At 64.5% G+C, this 20,894-nt stretch carries 19 protein-coding genes; 7 read left to right on the top strand and 12 right to left on the bottom strand.

Translation table 11 applies throughout. From position 1 onward, the window contains the following. Nucleotides 1-10: 10 nt before the first annotated feature. Nucleotides 11-679: a mechanosensitive ion channel family protein gene (locus ACL02S_RS07900; protein WP_412801670.1), complete on the bottom strand. Its 669-nt coding sequence runs from the start codon at nt 677-679 to the stop codon at nt 11-13. A gap of 386 nt (nt 680-1,065) precedes the next feature. On the opposite strand from ACL02S_RS07900, the gene ACL02S_RS07895 reads away from it, so the two are divergent. Next, nucleotides 1,066-1,566: a GyrI-like domain-containing protein gene (locus tag ACL02S_RS07895; RefSeq protein ID WP_412801669.1), complete on the top strand. Its 501-nt coding sequence runs from the start codon at nt 1,066-1,068 to the stop codon at nt 1,564-1,566. Nucleotides 1,567-1,661: 95 nt separating this feature from the next. Here ACL02S_RS07895 and ACL02S_RS07890 read toward each other — a convergent pair whose 3' ends face one another. Genes ACL02S_RS07890 through ACL02S_RS07865 form a run of 6 tightly spaced genes read right to left on the bottom strand, consistent with a single transcriptional unit; the run spans nt 1,662 to nt 9,303 of the window. Further along, complete coding sequence (locus ACL02S_RS07890) at nt 1,662-3,113, bottom strand: NCS1 family nucleobase:cation symporter-1 (RefSeq protein WP_412801668.1); 1,452 nt, start codon at nt 3,111-3,113, stop codon at nt 1,662-1,664. Between the two features lie 41 nt (nt 3,114-3,154). Then, a complete protein-coding gene (locus tag ACL02S_RS07885; protein ID WP_412802064.1) occupies nt 3,155-4,651 on the bottom strand; it encodes a CoA-acylating methylmalonate-semialdehyde dehydrogenase in 1,497 nt (498 codons plus the stop codon). A gap of 11 nt (nt 4,652-4,662) precedes the next feature. After that, nucleotides 4,663-5,988: an aspartate aminotransferase family protein gene (locus tag ACL02S_RS07880; protein ID WP_412801667.1), complete on the bottom strand. Its 1,326-nt coding sequence runs from the start codon at nt 5,986-5,988 to the stop codon at nt 4,663-4,665. Further along, nucleotides 5,985-7,010, bottom strand: a complete 1,026-nt coding sequence (locus ACL02S_RS07875; protein WP_412801666.1) for a TIGR03842 family LLM class F420-dependent oxidoreductase — start codon at nt 7,008-7,010, stop codon at nt 5,985-5,987. Before ACL02S_RS07875 ends, ACL02S_RS07880 begins: the two co-directional genes overlap by 4 nt. A gap of 9 nt (nt 7,011-7,019) precedes the next feature. Next, on the bottom strand, nt 7,020-8,441 hold the full coding sequence (hydA, locus tag ACL02S_RS07870) for a dihydropyrimidinase (RefSeq protein WP_412801665.1): 1,422 nt from the start codon (nt 8,439-8,441) through the stop codon (nt 7,020-7,022). A gap of 13 nt (nt 8,442-8,454) precedes the next feature. Beyond that, nucleotides 8,455-9,303 (bottom strand): nitrilase-related carbon-nitrogen hydrolase, encoded by an 849-nt coding sequence (locus ACL02S_RS07865; RefSeq protein WP_412801664.1) that lies wholly within the window; start codon nt 9,301-9,303, stop codon nt 8,455-8,457. A gap of 110 nt (nt 9,304-9,413) precedes the next feature. Between ACL02S_RS07865 and ACL02S_RS07860 the strand changes: the two genes are divergently transcribed. Continuing rightward, the gene (locus ACL02S_RS07860) at nt 9,414-10,784 is read left to right on the top strand and encodes an aminotransferase-like domain-containing protein (RefSeq protein ID WP_412801663.1); all 1,371 of its coding nucleotides are present in this window, start codon (nt 9,414-9,416) and stop codon (nt 10,782-10,784) included. A 260-nt stretch (nt 10,785-11,044) separates the two neighbouring features. Here ACL02S_RS07860 and ACL02S_RS07855 read toward each other — a convergent pair whose 3' ends face one another. After that, the gene (locus ACL02S_RS07855) at nt 11,045-12,433 is read right to left on the bottom strand and encodes a cystathionine beta-synthase (protein WP_412801662.1); all 1,389 of its coding nucleotides are present in this window, start codon (nt 12,431-12,433) and stop codon (nt 11,045-11,047) included. 103 nt (nt 12,434-12,536) lie between these two features. On the opposite strand from ACL02S_RS07855, the gene ACL02S_RS07850 reads away from it, so the two are divergent. Next, nucleotides 12,537-12,998, top strand: a complete 462-nt coding sequence (locus tag ACL02S_RS07850; protein WP_412801661.1) for a hypothetical protein — start codon at nt 12,537-12,539, stop codon at nt 12,996-12,998. Between the two features lie 148 nt (nt 12,999-13,146). Next, a complete protein-coding gene (locus tag ACL02S_RS07845; protein ID WP_412801660.1) occupies nt 13,147-14,367 on the top strand; it encodes an acetyl-CoA C-acetyltransferase in 1,221 nt (406 codons plus the stop codon). A gap of 53 nt (nt 14,368-14,420) precedes the next feature. Here ACL02S_RS07845 and ACL02S_RS07840 read toward each other — a convergent pair whose 3' ends face one another. Both ACL02S_RS07840 and ACL02S_RS07835 read right to left on the bottom strand, forming a co-directional pair. Then, the gene (locus ACL02S_RS07840) at nt 14,421-15,290 is read right to left on the bottom strand and encodes a Bax inhibitor-1/YccA family protein (protein WP_412801659.1); all 870 of its coding nucleotides are present in this window, start codon (nt 15,288-15,290) and stop codon (nt 14,421-14,423) included. Between the two features lie 138 nt (nt 15,291-15,428). Next, a complete protein-coding gene (locus ACL02S_RS07835; protein WP_412801658.1) occupies nt 15,429-16,574 on the bottom strand; it encodes a class I SAM-dependent methyltransferase in 1,146 nt (381 codons plus the stop codon). A 167-nt stretch (nt 16,575-16,741) separates the two neighbouring features. Here ACL02S_RS07835 and ACL02S_RS07830 point away from each other — a divergent pair, with 167 nt between their 5' ends. Further along, nucleotides 16,742-17,335: an AMIN-like domain-containing (lipo)protein gene (locus tag ACL02S_RS07830; RefSeq protein ID WP_412801657.1), complete on the top strand. Its 594-nt coding sequence runs from the start codon at nt 16,742-16,744 to the stop codon at nt 17,333-17,335. A gap of 14 nt (nt 17,336-17,349) precedes the next feature. Continuing rightward, nucleotides 17,350-17,961 (top strand): DUF305 domain-containing protein, encoded by a 612-nt coding sequence (locus ACL02S_RS07825; RefSeq protein ID WP_412801656.1) that lies wholly within the window; start codon nt 17,350-17,352, stop codon nt 17,959-17,961. A 74-nt stretch (nt 17,962-18,035) separates the two neighbouring features. On the opposite strand, the gene ACL02S_RS07820 is transcribed toward ACL02S_RS07825, so the two are convergent. Beyond that, nucleotides 18,036-18,374: a hypothetical protein gene (locus ACL02S_RS07820; RefSeq protein WP_412801655.1), complete on the bottom strand. Its 339-nt coding sequence runs from the start codon at nt 18,372-18,374 to the stop codon at nt 18,036-18,038. Nucleotides 18,375-18,483: 109 nt separating this feature from the next. Continuing rightward, nucleotides 18,484-18,762, bottom strand: coding sequence for a hypothetical protein (locus ACL02S_RS07815; RefSeq protein WP_412801654.1), 279 nt, complete (start codon nt 18,760-18,762; stop codon nt 18,484-18,486). A gap of 470 nt (nt 18,763-19,232) precedes the next feature. On the opposite strand from ACL02S_RS07815, the gene ACL02S_RS07810 reads away from it, so the two are divergent. Next, the coding region (locus ACL02S_RS07810; RefSeq protein WP_412801653.1) for a type I polyketide synthase at nt 19,233-20,894 on the top strand (1,662 nt) is incomplete at its 3' end.

Here is a 20,894-nt window from a genome sequence, read left to right as displayed (position 1 = left end):
CGGTTTCGGCTCACGGTGAACCGCCGTGCTCGAAGCGGTCGGAATACTCACCGGATTTCGGGTGCGCGCTATCGCCCGCCGACGTTTCCTCCTCGCTCAGGCCGGATCCGCTCCGACCTGAGCGAGGTGCTCTTGTGGCCTGCTGGTCGAGCCAGAGCTGCTCGCGGATAGCGTCCGGCCGCCCGCATCGGCAGGCATCGGCACGCAGCTCGGCCAGAGACATCTGCTCCCCCAAGCAGCCGAGCATACTGCCGACCATATCCCGCACCGCCTGAGCGACTGCGCCCGCGATCACCACAATGCCGACCGCGACGACCGGCTCTGGCAGCCGAGCGATGAGGTCATCGACCATATCGCTGACCGGATTCGGGCCGAAGACACTGAGGCCGAGCTGCAGCGCGATCAACAGGATCACGGCATACACCAGCTTCGCCACGATCTCGGAGGCCGCGTAGCGACTGCGCGACAGCAACTCCCGGATCCCGCCGCGCGCCACGAACCGGTCGAATCCGGCCCGCCGCAGCACCTTGTGCACGGCCATGGCGACCGCTTTGGCGACCAACCAACCGATGAACAGGATAAGCAGAAAACCGGCCAGCTCGGGCCCGAACATGACAAGAGAACTCCACATGCCGGACAATCCCTGCTGAAAATCGATAGCCGAGCCGGAAGTGCGCATACCGACATCCCTTCGCTATCCGATGATTTCGCTCTCCGATAACACCACTGACACCGTGCCGGTAGCCACGATCAGGTCGGCCCCGATTACCTCCCGCACGGTTATACCGCGCCGCTTACCCCTGAATTGCGATTTGCTGATCAACAGCCGCATTTCTCTTCATTCGCCATCTCGGTTCCCTTGCGACACCCTCGCCGAGCGGGCAGCCGAGAGCACCGGCGAGGATCGCGCACCTGATCGGAATTCCATGCCCGCCGCTACCGGAGTTCCGCGCCGCGAAACCCCTTGAACTATGCGTTCTGCTCAGGAAAAGTCGATATCACCTGTCACGAGCCGGATGTAGGCGGGCGGATCGCACCGCGGGCCGACCGATAACCGAAGAGAGGATGAGTATGGAGATCCTGGAATACCCAGGCGCGACCGTCATGGGTATCGAAGTGGTGGCGCGCTGGCAAGATCTCGGCGCCGAAGTCTCCCGCGCGTGGGGTCGCGTCTTCGCATCGTCGGCGGAACTGCCGGTGCGCGCATCCGGACAGCTGGTCGAGGTATCGCTGGAGATCACCGAGGGGCGGTACCGCGAGTTACTCGGAGCGGTGGTCGACCGTAGCGAACCATGTCCTGACGGATTCTCCGTGGTACGGATCGCGCCACAGCGCTTGCTGTTCCACCGGCACGAAGGTCCCGTGGTCGATATCGCGAAGAGTTTCGGGGCGATGCTGGCCTGGGCCGAACGGGAAGGGAACACACCGACAGATTTCAAACTCGATGTGGGATACACGCCGACGGGCGAAGAGACCGCACACGACCTCTATGTCGGGCTCGATCCGGTGATGCCATGGCATCGAGTCAGGGGCGCGGCGCAGCAGAGCCGGGCGGAAATGCGGTGAGCGGGCGGTCGCGTTGATCCGTCCCTGATATGACGAGGCGGTGACCGGGTGTTCCGGTCACCGCCTACGTCACTATGGAGGGATCGAGCCGTGGGTCAGCGCTGAGCGTTCGCGGGACGCATCATGGTGAACACGTACATCAGCAGCGCACCGAGCCCAGCACCGACCGGCCACGACAACGCGGTCACCTCCTGCGTATCGGGTACAAGGGCGACGAGCACCGCTATCGTGCCCGAGATAGCCAGAGCGGCGAGTGCTTTGGGGTTGAATCCACGAGAGAAGTAGTACGCACCCGACGGTGTGTCGGAATAGAGCTCGGCGACGGCCGTGCGCTGCCGCCGCACCAGGTAGTAGTCGACGATCAGGATGCCGAACACCGGGCCCATCAGCGCACCGACGCCGCCGAGGAAGTAGATGATGAAGTTCTCGTTCTGCCACAGTTTCCATGGCAGCACCAGGATCGACAGCACTGCGGTGATGATGCCGCCGGTACGGAAGGAAATGTACTTCGGTGCCGCATTGGAGATGTCGTAGGCCGGGGAAACGAAATTCAAGACCACATTGATGCCGACGGTCGCCGTGGCGAACAATACGGCGGCGATGACCACAACCACATCGCTGTCGATATCGGCGACCAGCTCCACCGGATCGCTCAACACCTCGCCGTATACCTTCAGGGTAGCCAGCGAAATGACAATGGACAGGACCACGAACGCGGTCTCGTTGAACGGGATGCCCCACGCGTTACCGCGCAGCACCGCACGCTTGCTCGGGGAGAACCGCGCGAAATCGGCGTAGTTGACCAATGGTCCCGCCATGAACGACACCATCAGGAAGGCGACACCAACGAACGCGGCCACGGTGGCGCCGCCCGACAGCGGTTCACCGACGCGGGCGTTGAAGTCGATGCTCCATTCCGCCTTGCCCAGAATCCATATCGCCAGCGCGATCATGCCGAGCCACACCACAGGGCCGGCGAAATCCGAGGCCTTACGCACAACCTCCATGCCGTAGTTGATGATCGCCAACTGCACGGTCCACAGCACGAGGAACGCGATCCACCCCAGCGTGGACAGGCCGAGGAAGCTGGATTCGGTCCACGACGCCAATCCCGGTGATACCCGCAACAGCAGCACCATCAACGCGGTGGAGGCCAGGTAGGTCTGGATCCCGTACCAGAACACCGCCACCACGGCCCGCAGCAGCGCCGGGATATTGGCGCCGAACACACCGAAGGCGGCGCGGGCGAATACCGGGAACGGCACCCCGACCCGCTGGCCCGCGACGCCGACGAGATTGCTGCCGAGCCACAGCACGAGCACCCCGGTGAACAGCGCGAGCATGGTCTGCCATCCGGTCATGCCGAGAGCCAGCATGCCGACGGCGAAGCCGTAGCTGGCGATACTGTGCGCCGAGGTCATCCAGAGACAGAAAATGTCCCAGGTACGCCAGGTCGCTGTCTCCTTGGTTGTGGGTGCCAAGTCGTCGTTGACCAGCGTGGAACTGCCCGGCGCGCGGTCGAGCGGCCGTACCCGAGTTTCGGTCATCAGGTGTCCTTTGTGCTACAGAGGGTCGTACTTCAGTGGTGCTAGCTATTCCGCGGAAAACCGAGGTCTATGCCACCATGGCTCGGGTCGAGCCAGCGGGAGGTGATCGCCTTCTCCTGGGTGAAGAACGCGAACCCGTTCGGGCCATACGCTTTCGCATCGCCGAACAGCGATGCCTTCCAGCCGCCGAAGCTGTGGTATGCCACCGGTACCGGAATCGGCACATTCACGCCGATCATGCCGACGCTCACCTGTCGCTGGAAGCGCCGCGCCGCGCCGCCGTCGTTGGTGAAGATTGCTGTGCCGTTGCCATAAGGCGAAGAGTTTATGAGATCGACGGCGGGCTCGAACCCATCGACCCGTACCACCGAGAGCACCGGCCCGAAAATCTCATCGCGGTAGACCGCCGAAGTGACCGGCACCTGGTCGATCAGAGTGGGGCCGAGCCAGAAGCCGTTCGGGTCGCCGTCCACGGTGGTGTCGCGGCCGTCGACGACCAGACGCGCCCGGTCCGCGACGGCGGTATCGAGGTACCCGGCTACCCGGTCGCGGTGTTCGCGGGTGATCAGCGGCCCCATATCGCAGCCACGGCGGCCGTCGCCCGTGCGCAGGCCGGTCATCCGCGTGGCGATCCGGTCGACCAGATCGTCGGCGATGGCCTCGACCGCGAGCACCACGCTGACCGCCATACACCGTTCGCCTGCCGAACCGAAGCCCGCGTTGACGGCCGCGTCCGCGGCCAGATCCAGATCGGCGTCCGGGAGGACGAGCATGTGGTTCTTGGCCCCGCCGAGCGCTTGCACGCGTTTACCGTGCGCGCTCGCGGTCCGATACACGTACTCGGCGATGGGGGTGGAGCCGACGAACGAGATCGCGGCGACCTGCGGATGGGTGAGCAGCGCGTCCACCGCCTCCTTATCGCCGTGCACGACGTTCAGCACACCCGAGGGCAGCCCGGCCTCGGCCGCTAGCTCGGCCAGCCAGTTCGCCGCCGAGGGATCCTTCTCGCTCGGCTTGAGCACCACTGTGTTCCCCGCGGCGATCGCGATCGGGAAGAACCACAACGGCACCATGGCCGGGAAGTTGAACGGGCTGATGATGCCGACCACGCCGACCGGCTCGCGCACCGAGTACACATCGATCCCGGTCGAAGCGTTCTGGCTGAACTCGCCCTTGAGCAGGTGCGGCATGGACAGCGCGAATTCGACCACCTCCAGCCCGCGGGCGATCTCACCTGCCGCGTCGGCGAGTACCTTGCCGTGTTCCGCGGTCAGGATGTGTGCCAGCTCCCCGCTGCGGGCGTTGAGGAGTTCGCGGAAGTTCAGCAGGAAGCGGTGCCTGGTGGCGATCGAGGAGTCGCGCCAGCCCGGTAATGCGGCGGTGGCCGCGGCGACCGCGACGCCGACATCGTCAGCGGTGGCCATCCGCACACTACGCTGCGGGGTGCCAAGCGCTGGGTCGTATACCGGCGCGGTGCGAGCGGATGCACCGGTCCAGGGTTTGCCGTCGACCCAGTGATCGACGATATCGGTGGTCATGGGATTCGTCATCAGATCTCCTCGGCGGGCAGGGCGGTCAATACCTCACGCAGTACGGCAGCGCCCTCGGCGACTTCGGCCTCGGTGACCACGCACGGCGGCGCCACGTGAATGCGGTTGTCGGCGAGGAACGGCAGCACCCCCCTGGCGATCAGCTCGGACTTCACCCGCGCCATGGTCGCCGCAGGCACCGGTTCACGGGTCTGCCGATCGGCGACAAGTTCGATCGCCCAGAACACGCCTTCACCACGTACTTCGCCGATCACCTTGCAGTCATGCGCCAGCTGCGCCAGAGTCGGGCCGAGCACGGTGTGGCCGATCCGCTCGGCGTTCGCCACGATCCCTTCGACGGCCATGACATCGAGCGCGGCCACGATCGAGGCCGCGGCCAGCGGATGCCCGCTGTAGGTGAGACCGCCGGGGAAGACGGTCTCGTCGAAGGTGCGTGCGATGGCATCGGAGATGACCACGCCGCCCACCGGGACGTACCCGGAGTTGACGCCCTTGGCGAAAGTGATCAGATCAGGTGTCACCCCGTGGCCGTCGAAGGCGAACCACCGTCCGGTGCGGCCGAATCCGCACATCACCTCGTCGAGAATCAGCACGATCCCGTACCGGTCGGTGATCGCGCGGACGCCGGCGAGATAGCCGGGTGGCGGCACCAGGATGCCCGCGGTGCCCGGCACGCTCTCCAGCAGGATCGCCGCGATGGTCGAGGGTCCTTCGCACTGCACAACCCGCTCCAAGTGCCGCAGCGCCCGCTCACACTCCTGTTCGACGCTGGTCGCCCAGAACTCGCTGCGATACAGGTAAGGGCCGAAGAAATGCACATGGCCGCGGGCGTACTCATTGGGCATCCGCCGCCAGTCTCCGGTCGCGACCACTGCCGCGCCGGTATTGCCGTGGTAGGAGCGATAGGTCGAGAGCACCTTGTCGCGGCCGGTGTGCAGCCGCGCCATCCGGATCGCGTTCTCGTTCGCGTCCGCACCACCGTTGGTGAAGAACACCTTCTCGAACCCGTCCGGCGCCAGTGCGGCGATCCGCTGGGCGGCCTGGCCGCGGTGCAGATTCGCGGCCGCCGGTCCGATGGTGGTCAGGCGGGCCGCTTGTTCGGCGATCGCGGCCGTGACCACCGGATGTTGATGGCCGATGTTCACATTGACCATCTGACTGGCGAAATCGAGGTATTCCCTGCCCGCGTGATCCCACACCAGGCAACCCCGGCCGCCTGCCAGCACCAACGGATCCAGTGCGGATTGCGCCGACCAGGAGTGGAACACATGCGCGCGGTCGAGTTCGTAAGCGCGCGCGCCGAGGTCAGCGCGCACGGCGGTCACGCCGTCACCTTTGTCGCCGTAATATGCTGCCGCAGTTGCGGAATGATGGTCTCGCCGTAGACGCGCAAGGTCTCCTCCTTGTTGTCGTGTTGCAGGTAGCCCGCGAACTGGTCGACACCGAGGTCGGCGAGTTTCCGCAGTTTGGCGATATGCTCCTCGGGCGTGCCGAGGACACAGAAACGTTCGACGATATCGTCGGAAACGAACTCGGCGTGGGTGTTGCCCGCGCGGCCGTGCTGGTTGTAGTCGTATCCTTCTCTGCCCGCGATGTATTCGGTCAACGCGCGCGGCACCCGCCCGTCGTCGCCGTAGCGCGCGACGATATCGGCGACGTGATTGCCGACCATCCCGCCGAACCAGCGGCATTGCTCACGCATATGCGCGCTATCGGTGCCGATATACATCGGCGCGGCCACACAGATCGTGATCGCATCAGGGTCGCGGCCCGCAGCGGCCGCCGCCTCGCGGACGGCGCCGATCATCCATTCGGCGATATCGAGATCGGCCAGTTGCAGAATGAATCCATCGGCCACCTCGCCGGTCAGCGCGAGCGCTTTCGGTCCGTAGGCGGCCACCCAGATATCCAGTGCCGAGCCGACGCTCCAGGGAAACTGCACGGTGGTACCCGCGTAGTCGACCGGCCGGGAATTGGCCAGTTCCCTGATCACGTGGATCGACTCGCGCAGGGTGCGCAGTGTAGTGGGTTTACCGCCGCCGACTCGCACCGCCGAATCGCCGCGGCCGATGCCGCAGATGGTGCGGTTGCCGTACGCCTCGTTGAGCGTGGCGTACAGCGATGCCGTGACGGTCCAGTCCCTGGTCGCCGGATTGGTCACCATCGGCCCGACCATGATCCGTTTCGTCTCGTGCAGGATCTGGCTGTAGAGCACATACGGCTCCTGCCACAGCACGTGCGAATCGAAGGTCCACAGATGACTGAACCCGTGTGCCTCGGCGAGTTTCGCCAGCTGTACAGTGCGCGCCGCGGGCGGATCGCATTGAAGTACCACTCCGAATTGCATTGGCTCTCCTCAGATCAGGTACTGACTCCGGTCACGGCGCACGAATTGGCCGTCGCCCTTACGGCCGCGGTATTCGCCATCGGCGACAATGACCTTGCCCCGGGAGAGCACGGTGTCGACGTGCCCGTCGATCTCGTAGCCCTCCCATGCCGAGTGGTCCATATTCATGTGGTGGGTCTTGCCGAGGCCGATCGAGGTGTGGCCGTTCGGGTCGTAGACCACGATGTCGGCATCGGCACCTGGGGCGAGCACACCCTTGCGGCCGTAGAGGCCGAACATGCGGGCCGGGGTGGTCGAGGTGATCTCCACCCAGCGTTCCAGCGTGATCTTGCCATCGACCACCCCCTGGTACATCAGATCCATCCGATGTTCGATGGATCCGATGCCATTGGGAATCTTGGAGAAATCACCGATACCCATCTCCTTCTGCCCCTTCATACAGAAGGGACAGTGGTCGGTGGACACCATCTGCAGGTCATTGGTGCGCAATGCCTGCCAGGCCTGGTCTTGATGTTCCTCTTGCCTGGAGCGTAAGGGTGTCGAGCACACCCACTTCGCTCCATCGAAACCCGGCGCGCCGAGATTGTCCTCCAACGACAGGTACAGGTACTGCGGACAGGTTTCGCCGAAAACGTTGCGGCCACGGTCGCGGGCCGCGGCCAATTGGGCGACCGCCTGTTTCGCGGAGACGTGCACCACATACAGCGGCGCCCCGGTGAGATCGGCGAGCATGATCGCCCGGTGGGTGGCCTCCTCCTCCAGCTGCCAGGCGCGGGCGATGCCGTGGTAATACGGGTCGGTCTTGCCCTCGGCCAACAGCTGGGCGACGAGCACATCGATGGCGGGGCCGTTCTCCGCGTGCATCATGGTCAGCAGCCCGGTATCGGCGCCGAGCTGCATGGCGCGCAGAATCTGCGCGTCGTCGCTGTAGAAGACGCCGGGGTAGGCCATGAAGAGCTTGTAACTGGTGATGCCCTCCTCTGGCAGCTGCCGCAACGCTGCCAGGGATTCGTCGTTGACATCACCGATGATCTGGTGGAACGAATAGTCGATCGCGCACTGTCCGGCCGCCATATCGTGCCAGGTCTGCAAGCAGTCCGGCACCCGCTCGCCGAACTTCTGCACCGCGAAGTCGATGATCGTTGTGGTGCCGCCCCAGGCGGCGGCTCTGGTGCCGGTCTCGAAATCGTCGGCGGCGGTGGTACCGCCGAACGGCATCGACAGGTGGGTGTGCGCGTCGATACCGCCGGGGATGACGTACTTGCCGGTCGCGTCGACGACAGTGTCCACGGTCTCGGCCAGATTCGCCCCCAGTGTGGTACTGCCCGGCTGCACCAGCGCGACGACGCGTTCACCGTCGATCAGGATGTCGGCCGCGCCGCGTCCGGTCGCCGAGACGACCGTTCCGCCCGTGATCAGTGTGGTGGCCATCTGTCCTCCCGGTTCAGGGCGCCACGATGGCGTCGTAGGAATCCGGCCGCCGATCGCGATAGAACTGCCATTCGCCGCGGACTTCGCGCACCAGGTCCAGATCGATATCGCGGATCACCAGTTCATCGGTGTCGGCGGAGGCGATCTCACCGACGTAGTTCCCGCGTGGATCGACGAAATACGAACTGCCGTAGAAGGTGACGGCATCATCACCGAACTCGGCGGTCTCGGTACCGATGCGGTTGTTGGCCGCGATGAAGTACTGGTTCGCGGCGGCCGCCGCGGGCTGTTCCAATTCCCAGAGCCGGTTGGACAGACCCGGTTTGGTGGCCGATGGGTTGAACACGAGCTCGGCCCCGCCGAGGCCGTAGGCGCGCCATCCTTCGGGGAAATGCCGGTCGTAGCAGATATAGACCCCGATCTTGCCCACTGCGGTATCGAATACCGGATAGCCCACATTGCCGGGCCGGAAATAGAATTTCTCCCAGAATCCGGGCAGCTGCGGAATATGATGCTTGCGGTATTTGCCGAGATAACTGCCGTCGGCGTCGAGCACCGCCGCGGTGTTGTAGAGCACGCCGGGCCGATCTTCCTCGTATACCGGCAGCACGATCACCATCTGATGCCGCCTGGCCAGTTCCGCGAACCGCTCGGTGGTCGGGCCAGGCACCGGTTCGGCGTACTCGTAGTACTTCTTGTCCTGCACAGTGCCGAAATACGGCCCGTAGAACAGCTCCTGGAAGCAGATGACCTGCACGCCCACCGCGGCAGCCTGCTCGACGAAATCCTCATGTTTGGCCAGCATCGACTTCTTGTCGCCGGTCCATGTCGCCTGGGTGATAGCGGCCCTGATTGTCGGCACCTGTCGACCTCCTACCGAAGTTGGTTATGTTATCTTCGAAGGTAAACATTTCCTGAATATTTCAGTCAGTACCGAAAGTGTAAATCGCGCTTCGTGATCGAGAAGTGGAAATGGACGAGCGAATCCAGATCGATGACCCCACCCCCGCCGGGATCGCAGGCGCCATCGCCCGCCTCATCACCAGCGGCGAGCTGCGTGCGGGCGACCGGCTGCCCACGGTGCGGGAACTGTCGGCCCAGCTCGGGGTCAGTCCGGCGACCGTGAGCCACGGCTGGCGGGCGCTGGCGCAGGCCGGGCTGGTGGTATCCCGTGGCCGCAGTGGAACTTTCGTCACCGGCGGCGGGGCCGAACCGGCGCCGTCCAGGACCGACGGGATGACCCGCGGCGCCACCGCCGCGCGGCTGGACCTGTCCCTCGGCACACCCGATCCCGCACTACTGCCCGAGATCGGCTCGATCCTGTCCCGGCTGGCACTCAATGCCGAGACCACCGACTATCACCAAGCCCCCGTAGTTCCCGAACTCGGACGGTTGCTACAAGCGGACTGGCCCACCGGGTCCGGCGCGCTGACCGTCGTCGACGGCGCGATGGACGCCATCGTCCGCAGCCTGCACGCCGTGGTCCGGTTCGGCGACCGGGTGATCGTCGAGGACCCAACCTTCCCCTATATTCTCGACTACTTGGAATCTATTGGAGCGCAACTTATTCCGGTCACTATGGATGAAGAGGGCGTGCTACCGGATGAGTTCGCGCGCGCAGTGGCCACCGGGGCAGGCGCCGCGGTCCTGCAACCGCGGGCCCAGAATCCCACCGGCGCATCGATGAGCGCCGACCGCGCCGAAGAACTCGCCGCGATCCTGCGTCGCGCTGACCAGCGGTGCCTGATCATCGAAGACGATCATTCCGGTCCGGTCGTCCCCGCTGCGGATATCAGTATCGGCCGCCTGCTACCCGACCGCGTATTGCATGCGCGCAGCTACTCCAAATCACACGGCCCCGATCTGCGGATCGCGGCACTCTCCGGACCGCAGGACATCATCGAACGCATCGTCGCCACCCGGGTCCTCGGCCCCGGATGGACACCACGCATCCTGCAACGCCTGCTGTACGAAATGCTCCGCGACGATACGGTCACCCGCACCGTCGAACACGCATGCACGCAATACCAGCTCCGCCGTCATGCCCTCGCCGACGCACTACGCCACCATGGCGTATCCCTCGCCGAGGGGCAGGGACTCAACGTGTGGATACCGGTCACCGATGAACGCAACGCACTGATCCACCTGGCCGCCAACGGTATTCGAGTGGCTCCAGGCGGCCCCTTCTTCGTCGCCGACCGCGGCCACCCACACGCGGTGCGCGTGACGAGCGCGCCCCTCACCGAGGGTATCGACGATGTCGCCGCCGTCCTGGCCGTAGCCGCGGGCCCCCGCCAGTCGGAATACTTCTCTCTCGACCAGGGTTCCGGATCGGCTCGGTAACAAGGCGCTGCGCCGACCGGCACCGGTTGAACGATGTCCGCTCGCAGCGTCGCCACGGATACCGACTGCTTCACCCTTGGGATGAGCGGAGTCATTCGGTGGCACCAAAGCGCTGTTGGGCCACCATTCGACTAGCGTCGGCAATTCACAACGGGTGACAGCAACGCACGGAAGACGCTGCTGTGCACTATGCGTGGACTGCTGCCGAAATCATGGCAGTGGGCGGCGTTGCGACCGGCCGCCCCACCACGCGACCACGCCTACTTTCCGATGCTGCCGGTACTGAGGAACCCGAGCAGGTCGTGCCGGGTGATCACCCCAACAGGCTTACCGTCCTCCACGACCATGAGCGCATCGGTATCCGAAAGCACCTTCGTCGCCGCCGAGATGGGCTCGCCCGAACCGATCAGCGGGAACGACGGGCTCATATGCTTGGCCACCGAATCGGTCAACTGGGCCCGGCCTTCGAAGACCGCCGACAGCAGATCACGTTCGGACACACTTCCGGCGACCTCACCCGCCATCACCGGTGGCTCCGCACCGACCACCGGCATCTGGGATACGCCGTACTCGCGCAGGATCTCGATCGCATCGCGCAGCGTCTCCGACGGATGGGTGTGCACCAGATCCGGCAACTCACCGGACTTACCCCGCAACACATCACCGACCAGCGGTTCGGCCGCACCGTCCAGCCGTTCCCGCAGGAATCCGTACGAGCTCATCCACTGATCGTTGAAGATCTTCGACAGGTAGCCACGACCGCCGTCTGGTAACAGCACCACGATCACCGCGTCCGGATCGCGGCGCGCCACCTCGATGGCCGCGACCACCGCCATACCGCAGGAACCACCGACCAGCAGGCCCTCCTCGCGGGCCAGTCTGCGGGTCATATCGAAGGAGTCCGCATCGGATACCGCGATGATCTCGTCCGGCACGGCGGGATCGTAGGCGGACGGCCAGAAGTCCTCGCCCACGCCTTCCACCAGATAGGGCCTGCCCGTACCGCCGGAGTACACCGACCCTTCCGGATCGGCGCCGATGATCCGCACCGTCCCGCCGGAGACCTCCTTGAGGTAGCGGCCGGTGCCGGTGATGGTGCCGCCGGTGCCGACACCAGCGACGAAGTGGGTGATCTTGCCCTCGGTATCGCGCCAGATCTCCGGGCCGGTGGTCTCGTAGTGACTGTCCGGGCCGCCGGGATTGGAGTACTGATCAGGCTTCCACGCGCCATCGATTTCGCGGACAAGGCGATCGGAGACGCTGTAGTAGCTGTCCGGGTGCTCCGGCGGCACCGCGGTCGGGCACACCACGACTTCGGCGCCGTAGGCGCGCAGCACATTGCGCTTGTCCTCGCTGACCTTGTCCGGGCAGACGAACACGCACTGGTAACCGCGCTGCTGCGCGACCAGTGCCAGACCGACACCGGTATTGCCCGAAGTGGGCTCGACAATGGTGCCGCCTGGGCGTAGCTGCCCCGACTTCTCGGCGGCATCGATCATCTTCACCGCGATGCGGTCTTTGGAGCTACCGCCAGGGTTGAGATATTCGATCTTGGCCGCAACCAGTCCCTCGTTCGCCCCAACGACCGAGTTCAACCGGACCAGCGGCGTGTTGCCGATGAGATCCACGACATGATCCGCGATGCGCATGCCCCCATCGTTGCAGATGCGCTAACTGTGGGTTCGCGCACGCCGCGGATAGCCGGTCGGAAATTACCGGTAAGCCGCCGCCTGCCTGCTTAGGATCACTGCCATGCAGCAGTCCGCAGGCATTCGTGCCGCAACCGTGCTGGCCGGATCAGCGGTGGCCCTCGCGATCGGATCCGCGGTACCGGCAGCAGCGGCGACCATCGAATTTCCGCAGGTGCCGACGATGGCTCATGGCGGTCTGTGCTGGACCACCATCCGCGCCTGGGCCGATACCAGCCCGGAATGGCCGGGCCGCGCCATCCTCAACGTCCGCGCGCTCCCCGTATCCGGAATCGGACCAGGCGCCTACCCGCTGGCGCCACTGTGCGCGGTACGGGCGACGGTCGACTGGCGCAACGTCACCACGGGGGCGACCGGCAGCTACATCAACACCGTGGTCACCGGGATCTACGGCAGCATCCAATACGCGCTGTTCCAGAACACCGGGCCCGGCCTTGTCGAGGTCACCATCTCCACCGACACGGCGAACATCCCAGCTCACGGCTCCTTTGTGGTACCGGGCTGAAACCGAACGGGGTAACTGTTTTCGCCGTTGATCGCGGCGCCGTACGGAACAACCCCGGCTTTCCGGACTCCGGTATGCGACGTAGATTCGATACCGACCCGCGAGTAATACGGTGGGTCGACCGAGATCGTCCGACAAAGGAGTCCTCATGCCCGAGGCCGTCATCGTTTCGACCGCACGCTCCCCGATCGGCCGGGCCCGCAAGGGTTCGCTGATCGATATGCGGCCTGACGATCTGACCGCACAGATCGTGCGCGCAGCGCTCGACAAGGTGCCTGCCCTCGACCCCGCCCAGATCGATGACTTGATCCTTGGTTGCGGTTCCCCCGGAGGCGAGCAGGGCTTCAATATCGCACGCATTGTCGCGGTACAGCTCGGCTACGACTACGTGCCCGGCACCACCGTGCACCGTTACTGCGCCTCGTCCCTGCAGTCCACCCGGATGGCGTTCCACGCGATCAAGGCAGGCGAAGGCGATGTGTTCATCTCCGCGGGCGTGGAGACCGTATCGCGTTATGTGAACGGTTCCGCCGACAGCTGGCCGAACACGCAGAACCCCTTGTTCGCCACGGCGCAGGAGCGCACCGCGAAGACCGCGGAGAGCGGCGGGGTCGTCTGGCACGACCCGCGCGAGGACGGCCTGCTCCCCGATGCCTATATCGCGATGGGACAGACCGCGGAGAACGTCGCGTCGTTCACCGGTATCACCCGCGAAGAGCAGGACCGCTGGGGTGTCCGTTCGCAGAACCGCGCCGAGCAGGCGATCGCGAACGGTTTCTTCGAGCGGGAGATCACTCCGATCACGCTGCCGGACGGCACCGTGGTCAGCACAGACGACGGTCCGCGCGCCGGGGTCACCTATGAGGCGGTCGCCGGGCTGAAGCCGGTGTTCCGCCCGGACGGCACGGTCACCGCGGGCAACTGCTGCCCGCTCAACGACGGGGCCGCGGCGCTGGTCATCATGAGCGACACCAAAGCCGCGGAGCTGGGTCTGACCCCGCTGGCGCGCATCGTCTCCACCGGTGTCTCCGGCCTGTCACCCGAGATCATGGGCCTCGGCCCGATCGAGGCGTGCAAGCGCGCCCTGGCGCTGGCCGGCAAGACCATCGATGACATCGATCTGGTCGAGATCAACGAAGCGTTCGCGGTGCAGGTACTCGGATCGGCTCGGGAGCTGAAGATCGACGAGGACAAGCTGAACGTCTCCGGCGGCGCGATCGCACTGGGGCACCCGTTCGGCATGACCGGCGCAAGGATCACCACCACACTGCTCAACAATCTGCAGACCCACGATAAGCAGTTCGGTCTGGAGACCATGTGCGTCGGTGGCGGCCAGGGCATGGCGATGGTTATCGAACGCCTGAGCTGAGAAACGACAGGGCGGTCGCCGGTATACCGGCGACCGCCCTGTGACCGTTATGGCTAGTCGTTCTGGAAGTAGCTCAGCAGTCGCAGGATCTCGACATACAGCCATACCAGGGTGATGGTGAGGCCGAGCGCGACACCCCAGGCCGCCCGCTCCGGCGCCTGCGCGCGGATCAACTGGTCAGCGGCGTCGAAGTCGAGCAGGAAGCTGAACGCGGCGATAGCGATGACCACCAGGCTGAAGATGATCGCCAGCGGGCCGCCGTCCCGCAGGCCGAGACCACCGGAGATGAAGAAGCCGGCGATCAGGTTGCCGATCATGAGGACAAAGACACCGATCAAGGCGCCGACGATGATCCTGGTGAACCGCGGTGTCACCCGGATGGCGCCGGTCTTGTAGACCACGAGCATACCGGCGAAGACACCGAAGGTGCCGAGCACCGCCTGGCCGATCAGGGCACTACCGCCTGCCCCGCCGAACTCGATATTGGTGAACATGAACGACAGCGCACCGAGGAAAAACCCCTCGGCGACCGCGTAGGACAGCACGAGTGCCGGGTTGTCCATCTTGTTGCCGAAGGTCGCGATCAGCACCAGCACCAGACCGACCAAACCGCCGCCGATCACGAACAACGGGGCGAGCGAGGTGTTCGCGTTGGTGAGGCCGTAGGAGATGATCGCGGACACCGCGAGCACCGCGAGGGTGATGCCCGTCTTGGTCACCACATCGTCGATGGTCATCGCCCTGGTGCTCGGGGGCGCCTGCGGGTAGGACTGTTGGTACTGCGGGTGCTGCTGGTACTGCGGGTGCTGGGCGTACTGGTTGCCGAACTGTCCTGCGGAGGCCGCACCGGATCCGAACCCGGCGTATCCACCGCCTTCCTGCTTGGGCAGGTTCCTGAAAACCGGATTGCTCGTGGTACGCAAAACATGCCTCCTGTCGTCTCGACTCCCGTGGATGCTACCGCCGTCGAATCATCTGGTCAGCATGCCATGAGGACCGTTATGTCTAAATTCAACGTGTAGTGGGCTACCGTTGGTTCCCGATCTCGGACCACCGTGCCCTTATCGTGTGCCACGCAGCCCACGCACGGACCGAGTCACCGTGAATTTCCGATTACGCCCGATCACTTCGGTCCGGCCCACCATCCGATCGACCACGGACCGATAGTTGAGATGTGAGTTGTATACCGTCCACAACTCACCGCCGGGGCGTAGCACCCGCCCGGTCTCGGCGAACATCTTGATCGCCGATCCGGTGTGCACTGCCGCACCGACATGGAACGGCGGATTACACAAAACCAGGTCGGCACTGTTGTCCGCGGCCGAGGACATCGCATCATCACGGACGACGGTCACCCGGTCGGCGACCCGGTTCACCTCGGCAGTGGCCCGAGCCGAGGCGACCGCGGCGGCGGATTGATCGGTGGCGACCACGGCGATCTCCGGCCGTGCCGTAGCCAGCGCCACAGCCAAAATACCGGTGCCACAGCCGAGGTCGATAGCATCACGAGCATCCGGCTTCATCAGTTTCAAATATTGGAGCAGGAATCTGGTCCCGATATCCAGGCGAGCCCCGGAGAAAGCCGCACCGTGCGCGACGATATCCAGCCCCAGCTCGTCGAGCCGGTCCCGCACCGGAAAAGGCGGGTCGCCCGTGGGTTTGGCGCCGAATATCAACAGCGCGCGCGACTTCTGTTTGCCCCGGCTGGCACGTACTTCGGAGAACGATTGCGCCAGTACGTCGTTCATCGATTTGGTCAGGTATTTGTCCCGGCCGCCCGCGAATACCTCGACCCCTGGATCGGCGTAGCGGGCGACGGCATCGGCGATTTCGGCCAGACCGGCCAGCGCACGAGGCATGCGAAGCAGTACCACTCCGGCATCGCCGAGCAACTCTCGTCCGAGGGGGTGTGCGGTGTAGCAGTCCGATAGACCGGCCGCACGAGCATTGTTCGCGAGAGCCAGTTCACCGGTGAGCAGATCCTGATGCACCCGGACATCGCGTAGGTCGTGTCCCGCGATGGCACCGAGAGTCAGCGCACCGTAGTTGTCACCGATTACGACCACTTTTCCGCTACCGGCGGTCGCCACGGCGTCGGCGGCGACTTCGAGAATCAACCGATCGGCGGCGTCTACCGCGTAGAGGTTCGGCGCCTCCACATCCGGGTAACGCCGCAGCAGGCCGAGTACGTCGTCGACATCTCCCACACCTCAAGTGTGCTAAATCGTTGCCCCATGGTTGCGCCCACCCCACCCGATCGGCTGTGACACGGTCTCCGGCAGCGTGGCTGTCCGTGTGAAACGCACCGGCACAAACGAATCGCGACTTGCGCTGGTTACGCCCCTTACCGCAGTCTGCTGAGTAGCATCGGTCCATGCGCAATCGGATAGTGCTGGTCGTCGCGGTCACGGCGGTACTGCTCGCGGGCTGTGGCGACAATGATTCGGCCTCGGAAACTCCCGGCGCCTCGCTCGCCGGATCATCGGTCCCCGCGGCGCCCGATCCACCGCGGGACGACTCCCCCGACCCGGGCGACGACTCCCCCAAACAAAGCACAGCTTCCAGCGACGCCGCGCTCACAGTCACCGATATCCAGCTGGAGCGCGGACCGGGCTCCGATCGTGTGGTCTATCACCTCGGTGGGAACGGCACACCCGGTTGGATCGTGCGATACACCGACCACGCCGCGCAGGACGGCAGCGGTAATCCGGTCGACGTGTCGGGCCGGTCGATCCTCGAGGTGCGTATCCTCGGCTCGACCTACCCCTTCGACAGTGGCGTGGCGCCGTACACCGGCCCGGACCCGGTGCACGATCCCGAGGTACCCGGTATCGCGGGCGTCTACGGGAGCACGGTATTCGAAGGCGCCACCCAATCATTCGTCGGCATACAGGCCGATCATCCGGCCTTCACCGTGCGCACCATGGCCGACCCGACCAGACTCGTAGTCGACATCACCCGCCCGTGATGAAGGAGCGTCCTGTGGTCGTCGCTCGAACCGGCTCCCTCCTCGCCCTGACCGCGGTTACCGCACTGAGCCTTACCGGATGCGGCAGTACCGATACCGGGCGCATCGACGAGCACGGCAGCTCGGTAAGCGCGGAAATCCTGACGAGCGCACCGGTACTCACCGAGTACAACGATGCCGATGTGACATTCCTGCACCTGATGTACCCCCATCACGCACAAGCCGTCGATATGGCCAGGCTGGCGCCGAGCCACACCGACAACCGGCGGCTGCTCGCGCTCGCCATGACGATCGAGCAAGCGCAGATACCCGAGATGCAAGAGTTCACCGCTCTACTGCAAAGCTTCGGAAAACGCGCACCCACTACGAGCGAAGGACATACCGATCACGAGGCGCCCGGCATGATGTCCACCGAACAGATGACGGCGCTGCGAACGGCATCGGGTCCGGATTTCGACCGGAAGTGGCTGACCATGATGACCGAGCACCACAGTGGCGCCATCACCATGGCCGAGACCGAACTCGCCAAAGGAACGAACCCGGAAACACAAGCCATGGCCCGCTCGATCATCGAGACCCAGCAAGCGGAGATCAACCAGATGCGCACCATGCTCGGCCAGATCTGATCGCCGAAGCGCGCCGACCGAGCTCTACCCGCGTTCCACCGCGGTCACCCATGCCATACCGGCAGTCGCTGGTATCAGTTCCCCGGGCGCGTCATGGTCCGCTCGGCGCCATATGGGCCGCGCGAACGCCTGCGCTGTCGCGCGAGCACAACGAGAACCACGCCGAGCAGCGCGAAGACCGCCGTGATCGTGGCAGCTGTGACGGCGACACGATCGAACCCCCATGCCGCGAGCACCGCCGCGGTGATCGCGAGTATCGCCGCGACGAACAACAGTCCGTACCCCGGCCAGTTCCTGGTATCGGCCAACACCGCCCCCTGCTGCGCGGCACCCTGTCTGGCACCGGAGTCGCGCGCGACATCAGGAGCACCATCGAGCGGGGGGATCTCCCACGGCTGGTCATCCGCTGTCATGGTGCTCCTCACTCCTCGAACCGGCGGCAGTGCCCGGACCTGCTGTGGGGAGGATGCCCGGATCCGCTCTGCCGAAACGCGAGTGCGGGCCAAGGGCTCAGGGCCGCTTTCAGTGGTAGGACTTGGCGACTCCGCAGACGTTCGACCTCTCGGCCCACCCGACCGCGAGGATGCTGACCACCGCATTCAAGTCACAGTCATGAACCGCACCCCATCCGCGTGTCCAGGTACGCATATGCAACAGCTTGATGTCTCCGGCCACACCACACACCGAACGCCTCCGGGCCGAGGACAACCACCGGTCCGCCTTCCGGACCACAGGCTCCCCACCACGCGTTGTTCCGGCGTTCTCCATGACATCGGCTCCGAATCCCGACACGATCGCCACCAACGCCACAGTGGCCGGAATCAGCTACCGGACAATCTATTCCAGATCAATACAGCATCCATCGACAGATTCCCTCTGCCAGACGACACTATCGAGCGGCTGTTTCAGGAAAACGACGAAATATGAGAAGCGATGCAGTACGTCGATCGACCGGGCCCGCTGCCGTTTCCGTCAGACAGCACATAACCAGAGCAAGAGCGTGCCAGCGACCACCTGATCACAATATCGGAGAAATTCAAGATCAATATAACAAAAACGCAAAAGAGAAACAGAACGCCTATGCGCATATTCATATGCAACATTTATATGTACACATCTAGATAGTAAAGTCTCATGGTACATTTTCCATAGACGCCTAGAGGGAAAAGCCTCCCGAAACATCTCGGCAGGATACCCGCGTCACAATCTCGACGACTGAAGACGAAGATTCTACGTAGGTGGAAAAATTTACCTCATCTATAGGAGTTCATGTGTCCGATATTGCTATTGTCGGCATCGGTTGCCACTATGCCGGTGGCATCGAATCCCCGGAAACGTTCTGGGATCTCGTAGCCAACAAACGTGACGGGGTGCGGGATATTCCTCCTGAGCGTTGGGATTGGCGGCGCTTCTATGATGCGGACAAGCGCACTCCCGCGTATATGTATGTCAAAAGAGGGGCGTTTCTGCACAGTGATCCATGGGCCTTCGATCCGGATTTCTTCGGCATCTCCCCCCGTGAGGCGGCGGGGATGGATCCGCAGCAGCGGCTGGTATTGCAGACCGCATGGGAGGCCTTCGACGACGCCGGGATCGCGGGCCGGATCTCCGGCTCCTCCCTCGGGGCGTATATCGGCGCGTTCACCACCGACCAAATGGGCCTGGTATCCACTCCGCAATTGGCGCCGTATTTCGATATGCATACCGCCGGTAGCGCCTCGTACACGATGATCTCCAACCGGCTGTCCTACGTACTCAACCTGGTCGGCCCGGCCATCACCGTGGACACCGCGTGCTCCTCCTCACTGGTGGCCTTCCACCTGGCCTGCCAAGGCATCGCCAACGGCGACTGCGAGATGGCCATCGCGGGCGGGGTGAACGTCATGGCACAGCCCCAAACGTTCGTCATGATGTGTAAAGGTGGGTTCCTTGCCACCGATGGGCGCAGCAAAGCCTTCGACGCCGCCGCCGACGGCTACGGCCGCGGCGAAGGCGTCGGCATGGTGGTACTGAAGAAACTCGATGCCGCCCAACGCGACGGCGACCGCATCTACGCCGTGGTCAAAGCGACCGGCTCCAATCAGGACGGCCGCACCACCGCCATCACCGTCCCCAACGCCGACCTGCAAGAACAACTTGCCAAAGAGGTTGCCCAACGCGCCGGGATCTCCCCCCACGACATCACCTACGTCGAAGCCCACGGCACCGGCACCCCCGTCGGGGACCCCCTCGAACTGCAAGCCATCGGCCACGCCTACGGCGCCGTCGATGGACGTGTCGAACCCCTCGGAGTGGGCTCGGTGAAAACACAACTGGGTCACACCGAAGCCGCCTCCGGTATCGCCAGCGTGATCAAAGCCGCCCTGGCCATCTCCCATCGCACCTTGCCCCCGCAATACTGGCTGGAAACCCCCAACCCCGACATCGCCTTCGACGAGTTGAACCTGCGCCTGCAACTGGACGCCGAACCCATCGACCCACAAATAGAGCCAGTCACCATCGCGGTCAACGGGTTCGGCTACGGCGGCACCAACGCGCATGTCATCCTCCAGGAATACCAACCACCCCAACACACCAAGGGAAACGGACACGCACGCACCCCTCGCCACTATGGAGTCCTGCCGATCTCGGCACGCAGTGAGCAGGCCGTCCGCGATCTGGCCCGCGGATTCGTCGAACGCATCGCCTCCGGCACCGATCCGGGCTGGTTGGCCGAAGCGGCCTGGACCCGCCGCAACCACCACCCCTACCGCACCGGATTCCCCTTCACCGACCACACCGACCTTGTCCAGGGGTTGATGGAGTTCGCCGAAGGCGCCGGGCCGATCAACCGAACCGTGACCAGCAAGGCAGCCGAACCGGTGTTCGTGTTCACCGGCATGGGCCCACAATGGTGGGCCATGGCCCGCGGATTATTGGAAGCCGAAGGCGCT

This window comes from Nocardia spongicola (assembly GCF_047200775.1).
GTDB lineage: Bacteria > Actinomycetota > Actinomycetes > Mycobacteriales > Mycobacteriaceae > Nocardia.
Note: the sequence above shows the minus strand (reverse complement) of the source record. Positions and strands in the feature narration are given on the sequence as shown.

Bases quoted from the DNA above. Each gene is read 5' to 3' on its own strand.
- ACL02S_RS07900 (WP_412801670.1), bottom strand. From the start codon at position 679: ATGCGCACTTCCGGCTCGGCTATCGATTTTCAGCAGGGATTGTCCGGC.
- ACL02S_RS07895 (WP_412801669.1), top strand. From the start codon at position 1,066: ATGAGTATGGAGATCCTGGAATACCCAGGCGCGACCGTCATGGGTATC.
- ACL02S_RS07890 (WP_412801668.1), bottom strand. From the start codon at position 3,113: ATGACCGAAACTCGGGTACGGCCGCTCGACCGCGCGCCGGGCAGTTCC.
- ACL02S_RS07885 (WP_412802064.1), bottom strand. From the start codon at position 4,651: ATGACCACCGATATCGTCGATCACTGGGTCGACGGCAAACCCTGGACC.
- ACL02S_RS07875 (WP_412801666.1), bottom strand. From the start codon at position 7,010: ATGCAATTCGGAGTGGTACTTCAATGCGATCCGCCCGCGGCGCGCACT.
- hydA (WP_412801665.1), bottom strand. From the start codon at position 8,441: ATGGCCACCACACTGATCACGGGCGGAACGGTCGTCTCGGCGACCGGA.
- ACL02S_RS07860 (WP_412801663.1), top strand. From the start codon at position 9,414: ATGGACGAGCGAATCCAGATCGATGACCCCACCCCCGCCGGGATCGCA.
- ACL02S_RS07855 (WP_412801662.1), bottom strand. From the start codon at position 12,433: ATGCGCATCGCGGATCATGTCGTGGATCTCATCGGCAACACGCCGCTG.
- ACL02S_RS07850 (WP_412801661.1), top strand. From the start codon at position 12,537: ATGCAGCAGTCCGCAGGCATTCGTGCCGCAACCGTGCTGGCCGGATCA.
- ACL02S_RS07845 (WP_412801660.1), top strand. From the start codon at position 13,147: ATGCCCGAGGCCGTCATCGTTTCGACCGCACGCTCCCCGATCGGCCGG.
- ACL02S_RS07830 (WP_412801657.1), top strand. From the start codon at position 16,742: ATGCGCAATCGGATAGTGCTGGTCGTCGCGGTCACGGCGGTACTGCTC.
- ACL02S_RS07820 (WP_412801655.1), bottom strand. From the start codon at position 18,374: ATGACAGCGGATGACCAGCCGTGGGAGATCCCCCCGCTCGATGGTGCT.